We start from the raw sequence: 21,568 nt of genomic DNA, 5'->3' as shown, positions 1-21,568 counted from the left end.
GCTCTTTCTGTCGATCCTTTCAGGCGGTTCCAGTCTTTCTGGTGGAGTTTCCTTTTGTGAATCATGCCGGTATTGTCCGGCCACACTGAAGGCTTCCTGAAAGACTGTCTCTTGCTGCGCTGGTTTCTGGTTTCCATCCTGTCCCTTACCGTTCTTCTCCTGGCCCTGTTCGGCGCAGGAGGGATCTGGATCGACCACAAGGACCTCGCCGCCTTCGCCACCGCGAAGCTGGAAAAGAAGCTGGACCGCCCCGTCCATATCGGCGCCCTGCACATCCATCCCGGAACCTGGCTGACGATCGAGGCGGATGACGTCTCCGTCGCCAACATCGCCAGCGGCACGCGCCCGCAGATGATGACGCTCGGTCATCTCGGCGCACAGGTCCGCCTGACCTCCCTGATCTGGGGTCCGCCCGAGACCCGCAACATCGTCATCTCGAAGTTCTCGGGCCTGTTCGAGCGCACGCCGGCGCATCTGCCCAACTGGCGCTTCGGTCCCCATCAGAACGACCCGCGCCCCCCGCTCACGCCCGAGCAACAGGCCAAAGCGGACGCACCGCCCGATCTGCACAGCGCTCCGGGCCTGCGCAACGTCACGATCCTCGACAGCGACGTGACCTACCGCTCGGCCAACGGCGCATCCTACAAAGCCACACTCGGGAAGGTCGAACTCGCCTCAACCAGCGATACAAGCCCGCTCACCATGACCCTGAGCGGCGCCTATAACGGCACCCCGATCGTAATTTCCGCCGAAATGGAGCCGATCCGCGACCTCCGCAAAACGCCACAGCGCCCCTACGGCACCAAGGCTCATGTCACATCCGGTGACATGACCTCGGACTTCACCGGCACCCTGACGGACCCGACAAATTTCGACGGCGTCGAAGGCCATACCACCGTCACCACACCCACATCCGACACGCTGTTCAGCGTCGCTGGAATCAAGGGCGATCATGCCCCGGTCAAACTGACCCTGTCCGGCGATTTCAGCCATTCCGGCAATGACTGGCATTTCAGCAAGGCGAACGGCACCATCCAGACCAGCACGATGGAAGACGGCGACTTCACGCTTGTCGAAGGCAGCCATGGCAAACCCGATGACGTGACGGCCAAAATCGGTTTCGGCCGCCTCGACATCAACGGCCTGATGCCGATCCTCGCGCCCCCTGGCGCCAAAGGCAGCAAGAAAAGCCCCTCCACGCTCCACGCGGACCTGCTGCTTCTGACACCACCCGATCCCGACCCTCTGGTCCATTTCGACCTCGCGGCCCGTCAACTGGTCTACAACAAGCTCGACTTCGCAAACCTGAAGATCCAGGCGGCCCAGATCCCCAACCGCATCGACATTCCTGTCCTGCGCCTCGGCTATGTCGGCGCCTCCCTGAGCGCCAACGGACATATCGAAGCCGATGGGAAATCCTCCCGCATCGCCGCCGAACTCGCCCTGACCCATGGCGACATCGACCGCCTGCGCCGCGTCGCGGGCCTCGCTCCCGTTCCGGTCAATGGCAGTCTGAGCTTTCGCATCATCGCCAGCGCAAACAACGTCCACACCCTCAACGAGGCCATGAGCCGCGCCGACCTCACCGCAGCCGTCAGCATGGAAAAGGGCGAGATCGCGCGTGAGATCGTCGAGGCCGCCTCGATGGATCTGCGCCTGCTCTTCCGCCACGCCAAGGGCGTCACCCCCATCACCTGCCTGCTCGGCGTCCTGCAGATGCATCAGGGCATCGGTGTCGTCGTACCGCTGCGTCTGCGCACCGGCGCGGGCACGATCGCGGCCAAGGCGGATTTCGACCTCAACCGCAGATGGCTTGATCTCGTCTTTGCCAGCCGCCCCTTCTCGACCAGCTTCTTTGCCCTGGACGTTCCCGTCCGCGTCAGCGGCCGTTTCGATGCGCCGGTCCTTTCCCTCGCAAGATGGTCGAAGGAAGGCCGGAACATGCTCGCGGATTCAAACGAGGTCACGAACCTTCCTCCCACCCTGCAGGGTTTCGCGGCCTCCAACGCCTGCGCCCGCCCTACACGCTAGCCATTGCGTCCCCGGGATTTGCACCCCATCCAGCCCCCGGCTATGCACGTCGCACCGTAGGAAGAGGGTCCAGATATGCGTATTGCAATGGTCGGTGGCGGATATGTCGGTCTTGTCTCAGGCGCCTGCTTCGCCGAGTTCGGAGCCGACGTCACCATCGTGGAGCGGGACCCCAGAAAGCTTGAGGCCCTCAATGCCGGTCGCATTCCCATCTACGAGCCGGGGCTGGACACTCTCGTCAGCAGCAATGTCGACGCCGGTCGCCTGACATTCGGGGATGATCTCGGCGCCGCCATGAGCGACGCCGATGCCGTCTTCATCGCCGTCGGCACCCCCACCCGACGCGGCGACGGCCATGCCGACCTGACCTATGTCTATGCCGCGGCCGGGGAAATTGCCCGCGCCGCCAGAACGGATCTTCTGGTCGTCACGAAATCCACCGTACCCGTCGGCACAGGCCGCGAAGTCGCCCGCATCCTGCGCCAGACACGCCCGGACCTGACCTTCGACGTCGCCTCCAATCCCGAGTTCCTCCGCGAAGGCAACGCGATCGACGATTTCATGCGTCCCGACCGCGTCATCGTCGGGATCGATCGTTCGGGACCGGATAAAGGCGCCCGCGCCCAAGCCCTTATCGAACAGCTTTATCGTCCGCTGATGGCCATTCAGGCCCCGATCGTCCTGACGGATCTGGAAACGGCGGAACTGACCAAATATGCCGCCAATGCCTTCCTCGCGATGAAGGTCACCTTCATCAACGAGATGGCTGATCTGTGCGAGAAAGTCGGCGGCAACATCCACGACGTCGCACGCGGCATGGGCCTCGACCAGCGGATCGGCAGCCGCTTCCTCAGCCCCGGCCCGGGCTATGGCGGCTCCTGCTTCCCCAAGGATACCCGCGCCCTGACCGCCATCGCACAGGATGCCGGCGCACCTACAAGGCTCGTGGAAGCTACGGTCGCGATCAACGAAGCCCGCAAGACCGGTATGGCCGAACGCATTATCGCGCAGGCGGGCGGCAGCCTTGAAGGCAAGACCGTCGGCATCTTGGGCCTGACGTTCAAGCCAGACACGGACGACATGCGCGAAGCGGCGTCCCTGCCCATTCTGGCCCGCCTGCATGAAGCAGGCGCCGTCCTTCAGGTGTTCGATCCCGAAGGCATGGAGGCGGCCCGCGCACTCCTGCCGGAAAACGTGCGTTATTGCGAGGACGCGCTGGCCGCCGCACAGGACGCCGACATCGTGGTCGTTCTGACGGAATGGAACATGTTCCGCGCCCTCGACCCGACGCGCCTTCGGAGCGCCATGCGCGGCAACGCCATCGCGGATCTGCGCAACATCTGGAGCCCCGACCTCATGCGCGAGGCCGGGTTCGATTACCGGTCGATCGGGCGTCCCTGAGAGAGCACCTTACCGGGCCCGGGCTTCGGACCGGGCCACCGCACGATCCACCGGCGCAAACGTCCCGTTGCGCAGCCGCCGCTCCAGCTCTTCAAGGGACTGGCCCTTGGTCTCGGGGACGTAACGCAGCACGAACCAGAACGCGAAGGCGTTAACGCCAGCAAACAGCCAGAACGTCCACCCCGCACCCAGCCTCTGCACAAGCGACAGCGTGGTCAGGGAAATCAGCAGATCCGCCCCCCAGTGGCTTCCGGCCACGAGACTCATGCCCTTGCCACGGCAGGACAGCGGATAGACTTCCGCCCCCACCAGCCAGATGGCGACCGAGAGGCTGCCTGTATTGAAAATGGTATAGGCCATGACGGCCGCAACCGTGATCCATGCCCCGATCCCGCCGGTCAGATGCATCGCAAACGTCGTTCCCAGAACCGCCAGCGCCACCACGGCGCCTGGCAGCATCCGCAGGAGCAGCGTCCGCCGCCCCCAGGTATCAACAGCCCAGCCCCCGAACACTGTCGCAAAAACCATGCCCACACCAACGGCCACAGAGGTCAGCAGGGCGGAATCCTGCCCGAAACCGGCATCGGCAAAGATCGTCGGCGCGTAATACATGACGGCATTGATGCCCGTGAACTGACACAGGAGCGCAATCCCCACGGAAGCCGTCAGCGCAGGCCGCACCCAGGGCTTCGCCAGTTCAGACCACGGCGCCTGCACATCATGGTTTTCAATGATTTCCTCCAGCTCCCGGTCCGCCGCCTCATCGGACAGACGCACACGCCGCAGAACCGCACGGGCCTCTTCGATCTGACCGCTAAGAGCCAGCCAGCGCGGGCTGTTGGGAAGGAACGCCATGCCCACGAACAGGATCAGCGCAGGCAGCATCCCGATCCCGAACATCAGCCGCCAGCTCGAATCCCGCAGCAGATAGCCGGTCACGAAAGAACTCGTGATGCCGAAAACCACCGCCAGCTGAAAGCCGACAACAAGCCGCCCCCGACGCTCCGGCGGCGAGACTTCCGCGATATAGATCGGAACGATCTGCGACGCCGCACCGATGGCCAGGCCAAGGATCAGACGGGCAATGACCAGAACGGCCACACTCTGCGCCGAGGACACAACGACCGTCCCCAGAAGGAACAGCGCCGCCGCGATCATGACCGTGCGCCGGCGCCCGATCCGGTCGGAAATGCTCCCGGCCCCGAGGCACCCGATCAGCGCTCCCAGAATGATGGCCGATGTCACGATTTCCGCCCCAAGCGTATCCAGATGGAACTGGTTGCGAAGCTGGAGCAGGGCGGAAGAGATAATGCCGGTATCATACCCGAACAGCAGCCCTCCCGTTGCCGAAATGGTCGCAATGAAATTCGTCAGGGCATGTCCGCTCAACCGTCCGGGCGCGTTCCTGTTCTGCATCGTGAAACCTTCCACCGCGAAGCCGCAGGCCGTTATTCGTGAGACAATCTGCCTGCGTTAACGCTCCACAACAGGAAAGTAACATCACAAAAGTTATGGTTTTCGTTTTTATCGTGAACTTTCTCGTGTGCCATTCGGCATATCCCTGAGACGGCAGACATGAAAAAACCCCCTTCCCGTAAGGAAAGGGGGTTCTGACGTCATTGCCGCCGGGAAATCCCGTCTTACGGCTGAACAATCCGCAGGATAAACGCCGTCAGGGTGTTGATGGCCTCCTGTTCCGGCCGGTCTGCAGGCAGACGCAGTTCCGGGGAAACCGGCGCTTCGTAAGGCGCGGAAATGCCGGTAAATTCCGGGATCTTTCCAGCACGCGCCGCGGCGTACAGCCCCTTCGGATCCCGCTTTTCACAAGTTTCCAGCGGCGTATCGACAAAGACTTCATGGAAGTTCTCGCCCACGATCTGCCGCGCCTGTGCCCGATCCGCCTGAAGCGGGGAGACCAGCGCCACAATCACGACCTGCCCACTCTCGGCCAGGATCTTCGCAACATGCGCCGCACGGCGGATGTTCTCGTGACGATCTTCCGGCGAGAAGCCAAGATCGCTGCACAGCCCGGCGCGCAGGGTGTCTCCATCCAGCACGGTGGCATTGATCCCCTGCTCGGACAGCGCCAGTTCAGCCGCACGCGCGACCGTGCTCTTGCCCGAACCCGGCAGACCCGTCAGCCAGAACACGCCACTCTTGTGACCGCGTGCCTGTACCTGACGGGCGGCGGAAACGCGGCTGGCCGTCGGATGGATAGCATGTTCACCGTCCGCCAGTTCAGCCGGACCGATCAGCGGCGCACCACCAACAATGCGCTGGTAACGATCCACCAGAACGCCTCGCCCGTCGCCAAATCCCGGCGAGAACGGATCGAACAGCACGGCATGGGACGCTGCCAGCGTGATTTCCGCAAACCCGTCGGGCGGGACGCTGTCGCCTTCACGCAGGGTCAGATCTTCCAGATCTACCACAGCGTCGATGGAGGCCACCGTCACATCATGCTCGGCCGTGGCCAGACGCAGCGTAAAGCTCTCGCCCACACGCAGAGGCTCGCCACGCAGCCAGAACAGACGCGTGCGGATCCGGGCCGAACGCTCCGGGGCCGCAGCCTTGTCATCGGCCGGAAACAGCAGATCACCACGATCCGGCACCAGATCCGGCTCCAGACGCAGGGCAATGGACTCACCTGCACCCGCGACCGGCAGTTCCGGCGCATGCCAGCGGCAGACTTCCGCTACGGTCGCAACCTGTCCCTGCGCCCCGATGCTCAGACGATCACCCGCACGAACCGTGCCACGCTCGATCCGGCCCGCGACGTAGCGGATACCGTCAAAGCGATAGACGTCCTGCACCGGCATCCGGAACGGCAGCGCCGCACGCGAAGCCGGCGGCGGGACATTGGCGAGCGCCTCGACCAGCGTCGGGCCCTTGTACCAGAGCGAACGCTCGGAGCGGCTGGCGATGTTGTCGCCATCACGGGCAGAGGCCGGAACAACGGCCTCGACCTCGATTTCCAGACGGCCCAGAAGCTGGCGCACATCGGACTCGACCTTGACGATCTGCGCCTCGTCAAAGCCCAGAATGTCGGATTTGTTGAGCAGCACGATCACATGGCGGATGCCGATCAGACGCAGCAGCATGGCATGACGCCGCGTCTGCTCCTGCGCGCCCTCCTTGGCATCCACGACCAGCACGGCAGCTTCCGCGTCGGCCGCACCCGTAATCATGTTGCGCAGGAACTGGCGATGACCCGGCGCATCGACGATCACGAACTCACGCGATCCCAGACGGAACGGAATGCGCGTGGAATCGACGGTCACACCCTGATCACGCTCGATCTGAAGAGAGTCGAGCAGGAAGCTCCACTCTACCGCCAGCCCACGCTTACGGCTGCTCTCGACGATCTGCGCCAGCTTGCCGTCCTGCAGGCTGTCAGTGTCGTACAGAAGGCGTCCGATCAGCGTGGACTTGCCATGATCGACATGCCCGACAATGACGATGGGCGTCGCTGCGGCGCGGTGGGTTTCCGAAAAGCTCTCGGTCACGATGTTGTCACCCATTTTCACAGATATCCCGCTACACGCAGACGCTCGAACACGTCCTCGGACTCATGATCCATCGCACGGCCGGCGCGCTCGGATGTCCGGCTGGTTTCCAGTTCGGCAATTACTTCCGCCACGGTGGAGGCATTGCTCTCGATCGGATTGGTGATGTCCTGATCGCCCAGCGAGCGGTAACGCTTGCCGTCTTTGGCGAAATACAGGTCCACCAGCGGAATGCCCTCGCGCTCGATATAGCGCCAGATGTCGATCTCCCGCCACGCCAGCAGCGGATGGACGCGGATATGCATGCCATCTTCATACGGCGTGGCATACTGGTCCCAGAACTCGGGCGGCTGGTTGCGCACGTCCCAGCGATGCCCCGCACCACGCGGGCTGAACACGCGCTCTTTCGCACGGGTCGCCTGCTCGTCACGACGGATGCCAGCAATGACGCCCCGGAACTTGTGCTTGTCGATCATCGCGGCCAGGCCAGCCGTCTTGCGCGCAGCGGAGCGGGCAGCCGGCGGCAGGGACGGGTCGATTTCCTCAACCGGCGGGCAGTAGCCCAGCAGCAGGTCCAGGTTCCACTTCTTCGTGTATTCGTCGCGGAAGGCATACATTTCCGGGAATTTCTTCTCGGTATCGACATGCATGACCGGGAACGGGACATGCCCCATGAACGCCTTGCGCGCCAGCCAGACCATCACGTTGCTGTCCTTGCCCAGTGACCACAGCAGGGACAGGGGCTTCAGCTTGCGATAGGCTTCGCGCAGGATGAAAATGCTCTGGGCCTCGAGCTGGTCCAGATCATCCATGATACGCGGCTGTGCCAAACCGGTGGTGGACTGATCCCGGGACAGGATCCGTGTTTGCGTCATTATCCGCTCCGTAGTCATGCCGGCCTGTGAATGCCGCATTCCGTCTTGGCCAGACCGGCCCAGCGGCCCGCCCGTCCATCTTCACCATCCTTGACCGCCCTTGTGCATGGAGCACAACCGATCGAGGTGTAACCTTTTGCAACCAGAGGATGCCGTGGCAGGTCCCGGCGCTGCATCTGCGCCTCGATTTTCTCCGGGCCCCAGCCCGCCAGCGGGTTGAGCTTCACGCTGCCATCGGGCTGCGGATCAACCAGCGGCAGCGCCGCCCGCGTCGCGGACTGACTGCGCTTGCGCCCTGTAATCCAGACATCGAAATCCGGGAGCACCAGATCCAGCGGCTCGACCTTGCGCAGCGCACAGCACGCATCCGGATCGAAATCCGCGAGCTGATCCTGTGGATCACGGTCATGCAGCGCTTTCGGCGTAGGAGACAGGGTCCGGACATCCGAAAGCCCCAGCCTGCGGGACAGTCTGTCACGGTATTCCAGCGTTTCCGGGAAATGCCGCTTCGTATCCAGGAAAAACACCGGAACCGAAGGGTCAGCCTGCGCCACAAGATCCAGCAGAACAGCCGACTCCGCCCCGAAAGACGAAATCACGGCCACGCGTCCCCGCAGCAGATCCAGAGTCTCCCCCAGCACCCGGTCCTCGGGGATCTGGCGGAGATGATCCAATTCCGTCCGTGAGAGAGGCATGCGCTGCACCTACCTGTGTCCAGATCAGTCATGCCACCTGAGCGGCACGCCCCGAGACATAGGCGCATCATCCGCAAAAATAAACTATTTTATTTGATATAACTTTTCTATTTCGTTGTTATATCACGTTGAACGCACGTCTTTTCAGCACAATCTCCGCCACACAGATACAGTATCATTGGCACAATATATCGCCAGGCCACGGACCGCCGGAGCCGCACCATTCCCAGCAGACCCCGCAGACGCTTCCGCCAGCTCGGGCTGTCCGGGCAGGGATTCGTCTTGTGGGACACAAGGCTCTTCTGCCCGCTTTGCTTCCCCCTGCCGGGCCACTCCACATGCGCTCCCAGCTTTCCACACGCAGGCGAACATCCGGCTCGACCCGGAAAAAGACCCTGACTTCAAACCCCGGCAGCGTATCCTCAAACCCCACTCAGGCCAGATCCAGAACACCATTCCGCACCCGCAGGATCATCAGTCCGCAAGATGCCGCAGCGTAAGCATCCAGCAATGCACATCCACATAATATGGCGAATCTGACAATCACGGGCACATCCGCCCGGAAAGCTATGGAAAGCCGGTTAAAGACCTGTCAATGCCGACATGCCCTGGCACTCCGGAAGAAATGGCACCGCAACCCATATAATGGCCATATGCACCATTATTGGAGCTGAAAAAAGCCTCTTCGACAGCATGAAAATCCCTCTGAACGACATCTGGCACGGTTCATGCATCATGGGATTTCATGGACATGCTCTCACCCTTTTGCACCCAGCGCCTTGCGGGCCTCCTTGTCCGCCAGACCATGCAGCCGCAGATGATGGCGGAACTGGTAGTAGGTCAGGCCGAGCAGCTCGGCCGCACGCCGCTGGCTGAACTGCGCCTCACGCAGGGCAGCTTCCAGAAGGCTGCGTTCATGCGCCCGGACATCCGCTCCGAAATCCCGCGGAAATGTCAGCGCCTCGCCTGTGTCCACACTCACCGCAGGACCAGCAACCGGCACGCCCATATCCTGCCAGTCCGGCGTCACGAACGGGTCCAGCACGATCTCGTCCAAGGCCTTTTCCGGACGGTCCATCCGATAGACACTGCGCTCGACCACGTTGCGCAATTCGCGCACATTGCCGGGCCAGTCGTAAGCCTGCAGGCGCTCCAGCGCCCGGTCCGTAAAGCCCGCAAAAACCTTCCGCCCCAGCTCCGCGCTCATGCGGGTCGCGAAATGCCCGGCCAGCAAGGGAATATCCTCGGGACGGGCGCGCAGCGGCGGAATGTTCACGACATCGAAGGCCAGCCGGTCCAGCAGATCCGCCCGGAAGCACCCCTCCCGCGCCATGGCCGGCAGATCGGCATTGGTGGCCCCGATCAGCCGCACATCCACGCGAATGGTCTCGCTGCCGCCCACGCGCTCGAAACTGCCATATTCGATCACCCGCAGCAGCTTTTCCTGCACAGCCTGGGACGCGGTTCCGATCTCATCGAGAAACATCGTGCCGCCATCCGCCCGCTCGAAACGGGACAGGCGACGCTTCTGCGCGCCCGTGAACGCACCCGCCTCATGGCCGAACAGTTCGCTGTCCAGGAGCGCCTCGGGCAGCGCAGCGCAGTTGAGCTTCACCAGCGGACGGTCCCAGCGATCCGACAGCAGGGCCAGACGAGCGGCCACCAGTTCCTTGCCCGTCCCGCGCTCGCCGATCACGAGAACCGGACGGCGCAGCGGCGCAAGGCGGGAAACCTGATCCAGCATTCCCAGAAATGCCGGAGCCCGCCCGATCGGGGTCGGCACCTCGTCCATATCGGTGCTTCTCGCCATTTTCTGGTCTCTCACGCCCCTGTTCCGGTCTTCAGTTCATAACACCCTCAAAACAGCATCGCTGACAAGGGCAGGCATTCTGTCCTAAGTCTCTCCAACAGGAAGGAAAGCATCATGGGTATTTTCTCTCGCCTCGCCGATATCGTGAACTCCAATCTCAATGCGATTCTCGCCACCGCCGAAGATCCGCAGAAAATGATCCGCCTGGTCATCCAGGAAATGGAAGACACACTGGTCGAGGTCCGCAGTCAGGCCGTCCGCACGATTGCCGAGCGCAAGCAGCTTGAACGCCGCGTCCGTACCATGATGCATGAGGAAGACGAGTGGCACCGGAAGGCCAGCCTCGCCATTGAGCGCGACCGTGACGATCTCGCCAAGGCCGCCCTCGCCGCCCGCCATAGCGTGGAACAGTCCCGCGAGGCGCTGGAGCAGCAGATCGCCCAGATTTCCGATGGGCTGGACCAGCAGAACGACGACATCTCCAAACTTCAGGCCAAGCTCGCGGATGCCAAATCCCGCGAAAAGGCGCTGTCCATCCGCGCTCGGACCGCACAGGGCCGCCTGAAAACCCGCGAAAAGCTCTACGACACCCGCATCGACGACACACTGAACCGCTTCGATCAGGTGGAACGCGCTCTTGATGAGCTTGAAGGCAAGGCAGAGGCCTATGATCTGGGACGCCGCACCGGCCATCCGACACTTCAGGAGGAACTCGCTGCCCTTGAAACCGATGCTGTCGTGGAAAACGAGTTCGAGGCCCTCAAGCGCCGTGTTGCTGAAAAGAAAAATGCAGGCTGATCATTCATCCGCCACTGGAACTCCGGAATGAATAACGACACACTCGCCATTCTGCTTATCTTTGGTCTGCCCATGGTCGCCCTCGTCGTTGGCGCGATAAAATCCATCGCAAAAGATAAGTCGGCCAGCCAGCCCGATCCCATGCTTCAGGCCGCACTGACACAGGCCGAAGCCCATGCTACGCGTCTGGAAGAAAGGATCGACCAGCTCGAACGCATCCTTGATGAGGATATCCCGGGCTGGAGAGCAAGGAACGCACGATGACACGCCGCCCCGTCTTCTTTTCCGGCCCCCGCCCGGCGCTTCTGGCCCTGCTGGCGGGCGTGGCCCTGCTGGCGCCTGCGGCCCATGCCGCACGGATGACCCTGTCCGGAGAAGACCTGGATCTGTCCGTTCCCTGCACCGGACAGGTCAGGGTCGTGGTCGATCCCGCCATGAAGGACGGGGCGACCCTTGATTCGAGCAGCATGGCCCAGGTCGCGATGCACACCGGCAAGGAAGAGGCGGAAAGCCGCATTTCCATCGCCACGAAAGCCTGCGCTCCGAACGGAAAGCTGACGATCAGCATTTCCCCGAGCACCGGCCTGACCATTCATGACAGCCACGACACGCATTTCGTCATCACGGGAAAGCTCGCCTCGCTGGACGCCAGCCTCGATTCCACGACCATGGACATCGAGGACACGCAGTCGCTGGACCTGAACATGCAGGGCGCGTCCAGCGTCCATATCAAGTCCCTGGAACGCGCGGCCCAGATCGTGGCGTCGGGAGCCTCGACCCTGACTGCTGACACCGCCCAGCTCGCGGCCCTTTCCGCGCAGTTGACGCAGAATGCGACCATGACGCTTTCGGGCAGCAGTATTGATGCCCTGACGCTGGTGACGGCCGATCAGGCCAGTGCCACCATCCTAGGTCATGCAACCGTCGCGACCGTCGCAGCCAACGGAACGGGCGAGGTCAATATCGAAGCAGTTTCAGGGCCGATGGTGCGCTCGGGCAAAGGCACCGTGCGTGTCGGCGCGCAGAACGGCGTGATCTACCGCCCGACACCGCCGCCCCCCGCCGCGCTGCCTGTCCCCGCAACACCTGCTCCCCTGCCGTCCACCCCGGTTCAGGCTCCCGCAACGGGAACGGAAGCAGCCGTCCCGGCACCGGTCGCTCCAACGCCTGCACCGGTTCCCGCACCGACGGCGCCGTCGGTACCTGAAAGCCCTGCCGTACCACAGGCCCCCAGCGTTACGCCTTCCGCGAAAGCCGCGCAGCCGGACAATGCACCGGTTACAACACCTCCGGCCGCAAACGCGCCCGCTACGGCAGCGCCTGCAACGCCTTCGACATCCGCCAGTGCATCCACACCAGTCACGGCACCGCAGACCGCATCGCCAACCGCGCCTCAGACGTCGCCTGCGGCTCCTGCACCACAGGACAGCAAAACGCCCACAAAGCCGACTGGCACGCCCGCGCCGGAAAGCACGCCGGCTCCCGTCACCCCGGCGCCTGCAACCCCGACACCGGTCACTCCAGCGCCAGTCACTCCAACACCGGCAAACCCCGCAACGGTCACGCCCCCGGCTGCCGGAAACGGCTCACAGGGAGAATAAGACATGCGCCAGCTTCTGCCTGTGCGTCTTGCCCTGATCGCACTTCTGGGATGCGGCATCGCGGCCCTTCCCGGTTCAGCCTGCGCAGAGCCGGTGGTCATGCCGCCAGCGCCTCCTGCTCCCCCCATGCCGCCGTTATTGGAAGTCCCGCTGGCTGCTTCCGGCACGCTCGTGATTCCCGCAACATGCCTGGACCACCTGTCCGTCGTGGGTGGAGAAGACGCCCATATCGTTTCGGGAAGCGGCCGCCTGAAAAAACACGGTGACCGGCTGACCTTCACGACATCCGCACGGGACTGCTCAAGCCAGGACAATGCCGTCGTCATGGTCCCCGCGCAGACCGGTATCGAGATCCTGTCTCCCCGGAACAACCTGACGACGTATCGCATCAGCGGCGTCAACGGTGAGGTGACGGCCGTCACAGGCCGGGGCGATCTGGAGGTTGATCAGGCCGCTGGCCTGACCCTGAACATGGAAGGTTCGGGAACGGTCTCGGTCCGGCATGTCACGGGTCGGCTGACCGTGCAGAACCTTGCCAGCGGTGACCTGCATATCGACAGTATCGCCGCCGCCAGGGCGAGCCTGACAGCCATGTCCTCGGGCGACATCCGGATTGGCCAGGGCGATACGGACGTCCTGACGGTCCGGGATTATGGCTCGGCCGATATCGTGCTGAACACGCGCACACGGGATGCGGATGTGACGCTCCTGGGCAGCGGCGACATCACGCTTCAGAGGGTGAGCGAGATGCTGAAGAAGCGCCCGCTCGGCTCCGGCACGATCTCCGTTACCGAAAGCTCGGGCGCGCGGATCACGACCTCAACCACACCCGATCCGTCCGCGATCCTGTCTGATACGGCGCGGAAAGTCCTCGGCAGCTTCCATGTCCAGCTCGGAAATTCGGATGAGGATTCAGAACCCCCTGTCCATGCCAGAAGCCCTCATTCCGGTGGCCACGGCCTGATCGGCCTTCTGCTGAAAATTGCCCTGATCGTCTGGGCCGTGCGTCTCTTCCGGCGCTATCGCCGGACGGGCGTCCTGCCGTTCAGGAGCACGCTGAACAAAGCTGCGGCAGGATATGCCGAAGGCGTGCGAAGCTGGTCCCGGCACCGGGCCGCATGGCGGGACACTCCGGCTGCCAGCGCCACGGCCGCGGTGCGGGATGCCGTGACGGGTTTCCGTCGCCAGCCGCCGGAACCGGCCGAGGATTTCTCCCGCTCCGTCCCGCCAGGTCATCCGCTGGCACGGCTTCAGGACCGGCTGGTCCGGATGGAGCGCCGGCTCGGCCTGATGGAGCAGTTCGTCACATCGCCCGATTTCAGTCTGGAGCGGCAGTTCCGGGACCTTGAACGGACCGACGGACGCCGCGCCTGAATCACCCTGGGCAAAGGGCACCGACGACGGAAACTTTGACGTCCGGATGCTGGCAGGGTAGGGGCTGAAGAGTGAATGCCGTTCTTGACCCCATAGCGGCCCTTGGCCGTGCCGCTCTCGGCCTTATCAAGCAGGCAGGTGCTCTCGCCCTGTTCGCGCTGGAGGCTCTGTCGCATCTGGTGCGACCGCCTTTCTACTGGCGGATCTTCTTTTCCAGCCTGATCGAGACGGGGTTCTTTTCCCTGCCCGTCGTAGCACTAACGGCCCTGTTTTCCGGCGCTGTCATCGCGCTCCAGTCCTATGTGGGCTTCGGACAGTATCACGTTCAGAGCGCCATTGCCGGGATCGTCGTCCTCGCCGTGACCCGCGAACTCGGGCCTGTTCTGGCCGGGCTGATGGTCGCCGGGCGTGTGGGCGCGGCCATGTCCGCACAGATCGGCACCATGCGCGTGACCGACCAGATCGACGCGCTCACCACGCTCTCCACCAACCCGATGAAATATCTCGTGACGCCGCGCCTGCTGGCCGGAACGCTCGCGCTGCCCTGCCTCGTGCTGGTGGCCGACATTCTCGGCGTGATGGGCGGCTTCACGGTTTCGGTCGCCAAGCTCGGCTTCTCGCCCTCGACCTACATCACGGCCACACTGGACTCGCTCAAGACGATGGATGTCGTCGTGGGCCTCGTAAAGGCGGCGGTATTCGGATTCCTGATCGCGCTGCTGGGCTGCTACAACGGCTATAACAGCCGGGGCGGCGCGGAAGGCGTGGGCTCTGCCACGACGGCGGCCGTCGTTGGCGCCTCCATCCTGCTGCTGCTGTTCGACTATCTTCTGACGGACCTGTTCTTCTCACAATGAGCACTCCTCCCGTAAGTACTCCCAAGATCCGCATCCGCGGCCTACATAAGGCCTTCGGCTCCAAGATCGTGCTCGATGGCGTGGACCTTGATGTCGAGACCGGCACGTCCATGGTCATCATCGGCGGGTCCGGCTCCGGCAAATCCGTCCTGCTGCGCTGTATCCTCGGCCTGATCGAACCCGACGCTGGCACGATCGAGATCGACGGGGAGAATGTCCTGACGGCCCCCCGCTCCCGGCAGGACGCCCTGCGACGGCAGATCGGCATGCTGTTCCAGAACGCCGCCCTGTTCGACAGCATGAGCGTCGGCGAGAACGTGGCCTTCGGCATCCGCGCCAAGCATTCCGATCGCAACGGGCCGCCGCCCTCGCGCGCCCAGGCCCTGCAAATGGCCGGAGACCTGCTTAAACAGGTCGGGCTGGACCCGTCCGTCGGGGATCTCAGCCCGTCCGAACTCTCGGGTGGCATGCAGAAGCGCGTTGGTCTGGCGCGAGCGATTGCGGGCAACCCCAACATCATGTTCTTCGACGAACCCACGACCGGGCTCGACCCGATCATGGGTGCGGTGATCGACGGGCTGATCGTGGACTGCGTGCAGAAGCTTGGCTCCACGGCCATCGCCATCACCCATGACATGGCCTCGGCCCAGCGGATCGGAAACCGTGCGGCCATGCTTTATCACGGGCGCCTGATCTGGCAGGGCGAGGCTTCTGAGTTGATGAACTCCGGTAATGCCATGGTCGATCAGTTCACCCACGGCCGACGCGAAGGCCCCATCACCATGGAACTGCGCAAATGAGCCTGCTGCCCCGCTTCCCCAAAACCGATCCCATTATCTGGAAGCGCATCGGGCTGAGCTATCTGATCGCGCTGCCCCTGCTGTTCCTCATGTTCCGCTACCCGCCGGCCCATCCGAACATGCTGATCCAGCTTCTGGGCTTTCTGCTGATCATCATGGTGTCCCGCCTTCTGGCCCGCCTGATCCTGCGGACCGACAAGTAAGCACCCGGGCTCTGCCCGGACCCGGCAGGGATCCTGATCCCTGCACCCTGATTCCAAGGGTTTCCAAAAGTCGAGACCTTTGGTGGGGTGCGGGGCAAAGCCCCGTCTGGATCAGTGTCAGCGCACTCCCTATATACTGGCTTTGTTCCCCTCAGACCGAAGAGATCCGTCTTGGCCAAAAAGCCGACTAGCCGTTACGTCTGCCAGAACTGTGGCGCCACCTATCCGAAATGGAATGGCCGATGCGAAGCCTGCGGCGAGTGGAACACGCTGGCCGAGGAAACGGTTGAACCCACGGCCCGCAAGGCCGGAAAACTGAGCGCTGGACGCCTTCAGACCGTCCGGCTGGATGGCGAAACGCGGCCGCCCCCGCGCATCACGACAAGCATTGCCGAGTTGGACCGCGTTCTAGGCGGAGGCCTGGTTCCGGCCTCCGTCGTGCTGGTCGGCGGTGATCCGGGTATCGGCAAATCCACGCTCATGCTCCAGACGACCTGTGCGCTGGCGCGGTCGGGGCATCGCGTCCTGTATGTCTCGGGCGAAGAATCGGTGGACCAAATTCGCATCCGTGCCCAGCGGCTGGGCCTGGACCGCGACCCGAAAATGCTGGACTCACTGGATCTCGCGGCTTCCATCAATGTGGGTGAAATCGTCGGCTCGCTTGAGCAGGACCGGGCCCATACGGTCGTGGTCATCGATTCCATCCAGACGATGTGGCTGGAAAGCGTGGAAAGCTCCCCGGGATCTGTCTCGCAGGTACGGGCGAGTGCGTTCGAACTGATCCGTCTGGCCAAGACGCTCGGTTTCGCGCTGATCCTGATCGGACATGTCACGAAGGAAGGCGCCCTCGCCGGGCCACGCGTTCTGGAACACATGGTCGATGCCGTCATGTATTTCGAAGGCGACCGCGGGCACCAGTTCCGCATCCTGCGTGCGGCCAAAAACCGCTTTGGCGCGACGGACGAAATCGGCGTCTTTGCCATGACCGATATCGGCCTGACCGAAGTGCCTAATCCCTCCGCGCTGTTCCTTGCCGAACGCCGCGGCAATATCGCGGGATCAGCCGTGTTCGCCGGGCTGGAAGGCACGCGTCCCGTCCTGCTGGAAATCCAGGCCCTGCTGTCCCCTAAAGCCGGAGATGGCGCGCCTCGTCGTGCTGTCGTGGGCTGGGACACGTCGCGACTGAACATGCTGCTGGCCGTTCTGGACTCCCGCTGCGGCCTCAAGCTGGCAAACATGGATGTCTATCTCAACATTGCAGGCGGCCTGCGCATAAACGAGCCTGCGGCCGACATGGCCGTGGCAGCGGCGCTGGTGTCCGCAGCGACGGGCACGCCTACATCGCCCAACGCGGCCTATTTTGGCGAAGTGGGGCTGTCAGGTGAGATCCGGCAGGTCAGTCAGTCCGATCTGCGCCTGAAAGAAGTGGCCAAGCTGGGCTTCGGCGAAGCGATCCTGCCCCGGCGCGTTTCGGCCGCCTCGGCGCGGGTCAAACCGCCCGCAGGGCTGAAACTTCGTGAGATCGGACATCTGACGGACCTGGTCGGACTGTTCACGGAAAAAACGGAATCGTGAATAGCCGGAGCAAAGCCAAAGTAAACAATAGGGAACGACGCTTGGTTCCCGTCCATTTGTACTGATCATCTTTAACGATTTATTTGCAACACCTCCCGGACCGGACTGTTTATGGTTGCCACAGCAACAGTCTTGAAATCCGGACATCCGGTCGCACCTGACGCGGCGTGAGTATTGTCCTTTCCCGCCAAGGAATGCACGCGCCATGTCCTCGACGTCCTCCCAGGCCTCGTCTGGAACTGAAACCGGAGCAGATGGCTCCATCACCGTTATCGCGGGTGCCACGGTCTCGGGACTGACCATCAATGGCGTGACGCAATATGTGCTCGGATCGGCAGTCGATACGGTCGTGCACGGTTATGAAAATTTTCAGTACGGCCCGTACTCGTATGTCCCCCCCACGACGGGAACCCAGATCGTGCAATCCGGTGGCGTCGCGGATCACACCCAGATCCTGTCCGATCTGTATTATCAGGAGGGCGGCATAACGGCGCTGGAGGCTCCTGCCAGCCAGATCGTCCAGAATGGAGGCAGCGCCTTTGACACGACGGTCCAGGGAGCTGCCGTGAATGCCTATGTGGGCGTCGGCCGGTACTATGACGAAGAACTGGAAGCGTATCAGACCGTCGAAAGCGGCGGATATGTCAGCGGCGTCCAGGTCAGGAATGACGCCCTTTCCACGATTGCCGCAGGAGGCTCCGCTACTGACACGGTGATTCAGGGCTCATCCGCAACTTTCTTCCTGGGGGATGACAGCAATTCCTGGCACTACGAGACACTCCATTTCCGGGCAGAACAGGACGTGGAAGGGACGAGCGAGGATGTGTCCGTCCAGTCCGATGGCCTGCTTGTGGTTGACGGCACGGTCCGGAATGCCACGGTATCCAATGGCGGCATGGTGATCGCCCATAGTGGCGCCATCCTGTCCGATATCTCGGTCAGCAGCGGCGGGATTCTGCAACTCGATTCTGGCGTATCCCTGGAAAGCCCCATTACGGTCCAGACATCCGCAGCCCTTATTTTTACCGATATCAGCGCCACAGGGGGAACAGTCAGTGCGACTGTCATCCCTGATGAGGACGGTGTTACCGGGAGACTGGAAGTCTTTTCCGGAACGACCATGGTCAAGGATATCGCCGTTCAGGGGGATTTTACCTCTCCGCTCTATTTTACCCAGGCTGCCGCCGGAAATTACCTCGAAATGGGATTCGGTACGCCGTGTTACTGTCCGGGCACCCTGATCGCGACCCCGCAAGGCGAGCGGCCGGTCGAGGATCTGGAAATCGGCGATTCCGTCCTGACCGCGAGTGGCCAGGTCCGCCCGGTGCACTGGATCGGGCGCCGCGCCTATGATCCCCTCTTCACCTATGGCAACCGTGACATCCTCCCGATCCTGATCCGGGCCGGCGCCCTGGCGGAAGGACTGCCCCGGCGGGACCTGATGATTTCCCCCCTGCATGCCATGTTCATCGACGGGTTCCTGGTCCCCGCTCTTCATCTCGTGAACGGTACATCGATTATCCAGATCGAACGGCCGGAGACGATCCGCTACATTCACGTCGAACTTGAAAGCCATGATCTTCTGCTGGCAGAAGGCGCGCCATCCGAAAGTTTTCTCGACGACGGATCCCGTGGCATGTTCCACAATGCCGAAGAGTACAGAACCCTTTACCCTGATCTGCCAGACCGGGCGCCCCGGTACTGTGCCCCCCGTCTCGAAGGGGGCGCCGAACTGGAAGCCATCCACCGTCGTCTCTGTTCTTCTGCTCCAGCCCGTGACGACAGGGACCTGACCGGCGCAGCGGCCTGAACCTTAGGAAACGCTACGCCTTGACCGTCTCCCTTGTCGGCTATGTCGATATCTGTGACCGCGAACAGTTTGCCGGATGGGCCCTCGAACCGGCATGGCCGGACATGCCGGTCCGTATTCAGGTCCATGTTGACGGCGAACTGGTGGACGAAGTCGATGCTGACCATTTCAGGGCCGATCTGCGCGGCGGGGAATGGCACGGAAGCTACGCCTTTCAGAAAGCGTGGCCGGTTCCGCTGCCGCATGAAGGCGCGCTGGTCGAATTCACCGATGCGCGGGAAGGTCGCCCGCTGACCGGATCTCCGGTCCGCATCCTGCCCCTGCCCTCCTCGCTGGTGGGCGCGTTCGACGTGGCGGACCGGTATCACGTTGCAGGATGGGTCCGGGATGAGGCCTGCCCGGACCGCACAGTCTGGCTGACGGTCTGGGTAGACGGACAACCCGCCGGACGGATCGCCGCCAACCGTTTCCGCGCCGACCTGCGGGACGCGGGTTTCGGGACGGGGCGGCATGGCTTCCATCATGCCTTTTCTTCCCCGATCGATCCACTGACGGATCACGTGATCGAACTCCGGCATGGCGAAGAGCGTTTCGGCACCCCCTTCACGATCCCAGGCACAGCCAGCCTGTCGGTGGATCTGAAAACCCATTTTTCCGGCATTCTGCGCGGACTGGATGCCCCGCCCGAACGGGCGGAAGCCCTGGCATTTCTCGTGGGTGAAGCCGAACGGCTCAGGACGCGTTGCGCTGCGGAACTGACGGCGCAACGCGAGCGGGAACAGGCCCGGCAGGCGCGCCGCCTTCATCCAGCGGAACCCGACAGGGCCGATCCGGCGACCACGACCGCACCACGCCCCGTCGCCCTCTTCATTGACGACCGCGCTCCCGATCCCGAACGGGATGCCGGTTCGGTTGCGGTCCTGTCCCATATCCACACCATCCGGAATCTCGGTTACCGGTGCTGCTTCATGGCTTCGCGTCTCTCTCCGGGCGAAGACGACCGCATGCGGCTGGAGCAGCAGGGCATCGAATGTCTGATGCCGCCCGTCTTTCCGTGTCCGGAAGAAGCACTCCGGCAACTCGGAAGCGGGCTTGAGGTGGTCTATCTGCACCGCCTCAACAATGCGGAGAGCTATTCCGCCCTGACCCGCGCCTTCGCCCCGACTGCCACGCTGATCTGGAGCGTGGCCGATCTGGCCTCCTTGCGTCTGCACCGTCAGGCCGCTGTCGAATCCCGGCCCGAACTCGAACGGTTCGCCAGCCGTCTGGAAGTCCGGGAGAACATGTGCGCCTGGCTGGCGGATTTTGTTCTGACGCATTCTGCCATCGAGGCGCAGCGCCTCTCGCGGACCGTGCCCACGGCCAATGTCCATGTCGTGCCCTGGGCCGTGCCGGTCTCTTCCCGCCGGCGCCGCACGCCAGAGGCTCCCGTCATCGCCTTCGTGGGGCATTTCGCCCACGATCCCAATCTGGATGCAGCGAAATGGCTGGTCCTGACGATCATGCCGCGTCTGCGCCAGGTCATTCCGGGCCTGCTCTGCCGCCTGATCGGAAGCGCCATGCCCCATGCCATCCATACTCTGGCGGCGGAGGACGTGGAGATCGTGGGCGCCGTACCGGATCTTCAGGACGCTTTGACCGACGTGTCCGTCTGCGTGGCGCCGCTCCGCTTTGGTGCGGGGATCAAGGGCAAGGTGCTTGAATCCTGGGCCGTCGGCCTGCCCGTCGTCATGACCCCGATTGCGGCCGAAGGTCTGGTGGACCCGGCAGACCCGGCATGGCACGCCTCCATCGCAGACACGCCCTCCGACTTCGCGGAACGGATTGCCGCTTTTCTGGACCCCGCGACAGGCCAAAAACAGGTGGAGGGTTCGAAAAACCCTCTGGTTTTGAGACTCTCTGTGTGATTCCATTACTCCTGCATTGATTGACGGAATGGATGATGAAGCAGTCTGGTTTCTTTGATGTTGAAGAGAGGCTTGCTCGGCTGAGCGGGCTTGGTGATCAGCTCGAGGCATTTTCCCGGACTGTGGATTTTGAGGTGGAGGGATCGAAGAACTGTTTGTTGATGCGCTTGTCTGATGATTTTAGTTTTTTAGCGCTTTGATTGAGGGTTTCCGGGGCTTTGTTGCACAAATGGCGTGAAAGCGGATTCACGGCGTGAAACCAGTCTGGTAGCTGGGTGTCATGAGCAAGTCGAAGCCCACCCGCTACCGTACGACGAACTGGTGT

General features: G+C 62.9%; 18 protein-coding genes and 1 pseudogene. 13 read left to right on the top strand and 6 right to left on the bottom strand.

From position 1 onward, the window contains the following. Window positions 1-111 precede the first annotated feature (111 nt). Window positions 112-2,031, top strand: a complete 1,920-nt coding sequence (locus tag HKD31_RS00090) for an AsmA family protein (RefSeq protein ID WP_228120091.1) — start codon at window positions 112-114, stop codon at window positions 2,029-2,031. Between the two features lie 75 nt (window positions 2,032-2,106). Then, a complete protein-coding gene (locus HKD31_RS00085) occupies window positions 2,107-3,432 on the top strand; it encodes a UDP-glucose dehydrogenase family protein (protein ID WP_194264051.1) in 1,326 nt (441 codons plus the stop codon). Between the two features lie 9 nt (window positions 3,433-3,441). Here the strand turns inward: HKD31_RS00085 and HKD31_RS00080 are convergent, their stop codons facing one another. The 5 genes from HKD31_RS00080 to pspF all read right to left on the bottom strand — a co-directional run bounded on the left by HKD31_RS00080 (window position 3,442) and on the right by pspF (window position 10,333). Then, the gene (locus HKD31_RS00080; RefSeq protein ID WP_194264052.1) at window positions 3,442-4,848 is read right to left on the bottom strand and encodes a sugar porter family MFS transporter; all 1,407 of its coding nucleotides are present in this window, start codon (window positions 4,846-4,848) and stop codon (window positions 3,442-3,444) included. A gap of 224 nt (window positions 4,849-5,072) precedes the next feature. After that, complete coding sequence (gene cysC, locus HKD31_RS00075) at window positions 5,073-6,953, bottom strand: adenylyl-sulfate kinase (protein ID WP_194264053.1); 1,881 nt, start codon at window positions 6,951-6,953, stop codon at window positions 5,073-5,075. A 2-nt stretch (window positions 6,954-6,955) separates the two neighbouring features. Continuing rightward, window positions 6,956-7,750: a sulfate adenylyltransferase subunit CysD gene (cysD, locus tag HKD31_RS00070; RefSeq protein WP_024716878.1), complete on the bottom strand. Its 795-nt coding sequence runs from the start codon at window positions 7,748-7,750 to the stop codon at window positions 6,956-6,958. Between the two features lie 77 nt (window positions 7,751-7,827). Further along, window positions 7,828-8,508, bottom strand: a complete 681-nt coding sequence (locus HKD31_RS00065) for a phosphoadenylyl-sulfate reductase (RefSeq protein WP_062496463.1) — start codon at window positions 8,506-8,508, stop codon at window positions 7,828-7,830. A 757-nt stretch (window positions 8,509-9,265) separates the two neighbouring features. Beyond that, complete coding sequence (gene pspF / locus HKD31_RS00060; protein WP_415542315.1) at window positions 9,266-10,333, bottom strand: phage shock protein operon transcriptional activator; 1,068 nt, start codon at window positions 10,331-10,333, stop codon at window positions 9,266-9,268. A gap of 99 nt (window positions 10,334-10,432) precedes the next feature. Between pspF and pspA the strand changes: the two genes are divergently transcribed. From pspA to HKD31_RS16395, 11 genes and pseudogenes are all read left to right on the top strand, one after another. Further along, entirely contained in the window at window positions 10,433-11,116 is a 684-nt protein-coding gene (pspA, locus tag HKD31_RS00055) for a phage shock protein PspA (RefSeq protein ID WP_062496459.1), read from the top strand. A gap of 27 nt (window positions 11,117-11,143) precedes the next feature. Next, window positions 11,144-11,380 carry an envelope stress response membrane protein PspB gene (gene pspB, locus HKD31_RS00050; RefSeq protein WP_062496457.1) on the top strand — a complete coding sequence of 79 codons (237 nt, stop codon included), beginning with the start codon at window positions 11,144-11,146 and terminating at the stop codon, window positions 11,378-11,380. Then, a complete protein-coding gene (locus HKD31_RS16220) occupies window positions 11,377-12,717 on the top strand; it encodes a head GIN domain-containing protein (protein WP_194264054.1) in 1,341 nt (446 codons plus the stop codon). The genes pspB and HKD31_RS16220 overlap by 4 nt, the downstream gene beginning before the upstream one ends. Window positions 12,718-12,720: 3 nt before the next feature. Then, a complete protein-coding gene (locus HKD31_RS00040) occupies window positions 12,721-14,091 on the top strand; it encodes a GIN domain-containing protein (protein WP_194264055.1) in 1,371 nt (456 codons plus the stop codon). A 71-nt stretch (window positions 14,092-14,162) separates the two neighbouring features. After that, the gene (locus HKD31_RS00035) at window positions 14,163-14,948 is read left to right on the top strand and encodes an MlaE family ABC transporter permease (protein ID WP_011252502.1); all 786 of its coding nucleotides are present in this window, start codon (window positions 14,163-14,165) and stop codon (window positions 14,946-14,948) included. Beyond that, the gene (locus HKD31_RS00030; RefSeq protein ID WP_194264056.1) at window positions 14,945-15,748 is read left to right on the top strand and encodes an ABC transporter ATP-binding protein; all 804 of its coding nucleotides are present in this window, start codon (window positions 14,945-14,947) and stop codon (window positions 15,746-15,748) included. The genes HKD31_RS00035 and HKD31_RS00030 overlap by 4 nt, the downstream gene beginning before the upstream one ends. After that, window positions 15,745-15,951 carry a hypothetical protein gene (locus tag HKD31_RS00025; protein WP_062496449.1) on the top strand — a complete coding sequence of 69 codons (207 nt, stop codon included), beginning with the start codon at window positions 15,745-15,747 and terminating at the stop codon, window positions 15,949-15,951. Before HKD31_RS00030 ends, HKD31_RS00025 begins: the two co-directional genes overlap by 4 nt. A 171-nt stretch (window positions 15,952-16,122) precedes the next feature. Beyond that, on the top strand, window positions 16,123-17,526 hold the full coding sequence (gene radA / locus HKD31_RS00020; protein WP_194264057.1) for a DNA repair protein RadA: 1,404 nt from the start codon (window positions 16,123-16,125) through the stop codon (window positions 17,524-17,526). Between the two features lie 205 nt (window positions 17,527-17,731). Continuing rightward, a complete protein-coding gene (locus HKD31_RS00015) occupies window positions 17,732-19,336 on the top strand; it encodes a Hint domain-containing protein (protein ID WP_194264058.1) in 1,605 nt (534 codons plus the stop codon). Between the two features lie 20 nt (window positions 19,337-19,356). Beyond that, window positions 19,357-21,243 carry a glycosyltransferase gene (locus HKD31_RS00010; RefSeq protein ID WP_194264059.1) on the top strand — a complete coding sequence of 629 codons (1,887 nt, stop codon included), beginning with the start codon at window positions 19,357-19,359 and terminating at the stop codon, window positions 21,241-21,243. 35 nt (window positions 21,244-21,278) lie between these two features. After that, window positions 21,279-21,377, top strand: a pseudogene (locus HKD31_RS16395) (IS5/IS1182 family transposase); the annotation flags it as partial. Here HKD31_RS16395 and HKD31_RS15975 read toward each other — a convergent pair. Further along, window positions 21,341-21,568: hypothetical protein (locus HKD31_RS15975; protein ID WP_228120197.1), on the bottom strand; the 228-nt coding region annotated here is incomplete at its 5' end. The pseudogene HKD31_RS16395 and the gene HKD31_RS15975 overlap by 37 nt on opposite strands.

Source organism: Gluconobacter potus (assembly GCF_015244705.1).
GTDB classification, from domain to species: domain Bacteria; phylum Pseudomonadota; class Alphaproteobacteria; order Acetobacterales; family Acetobacteraceae; genus Gluconobacter; species Gluconobacter potus.
This window is presented reverse-complemented; position numbering and strand designations above follow the sequence as displayed.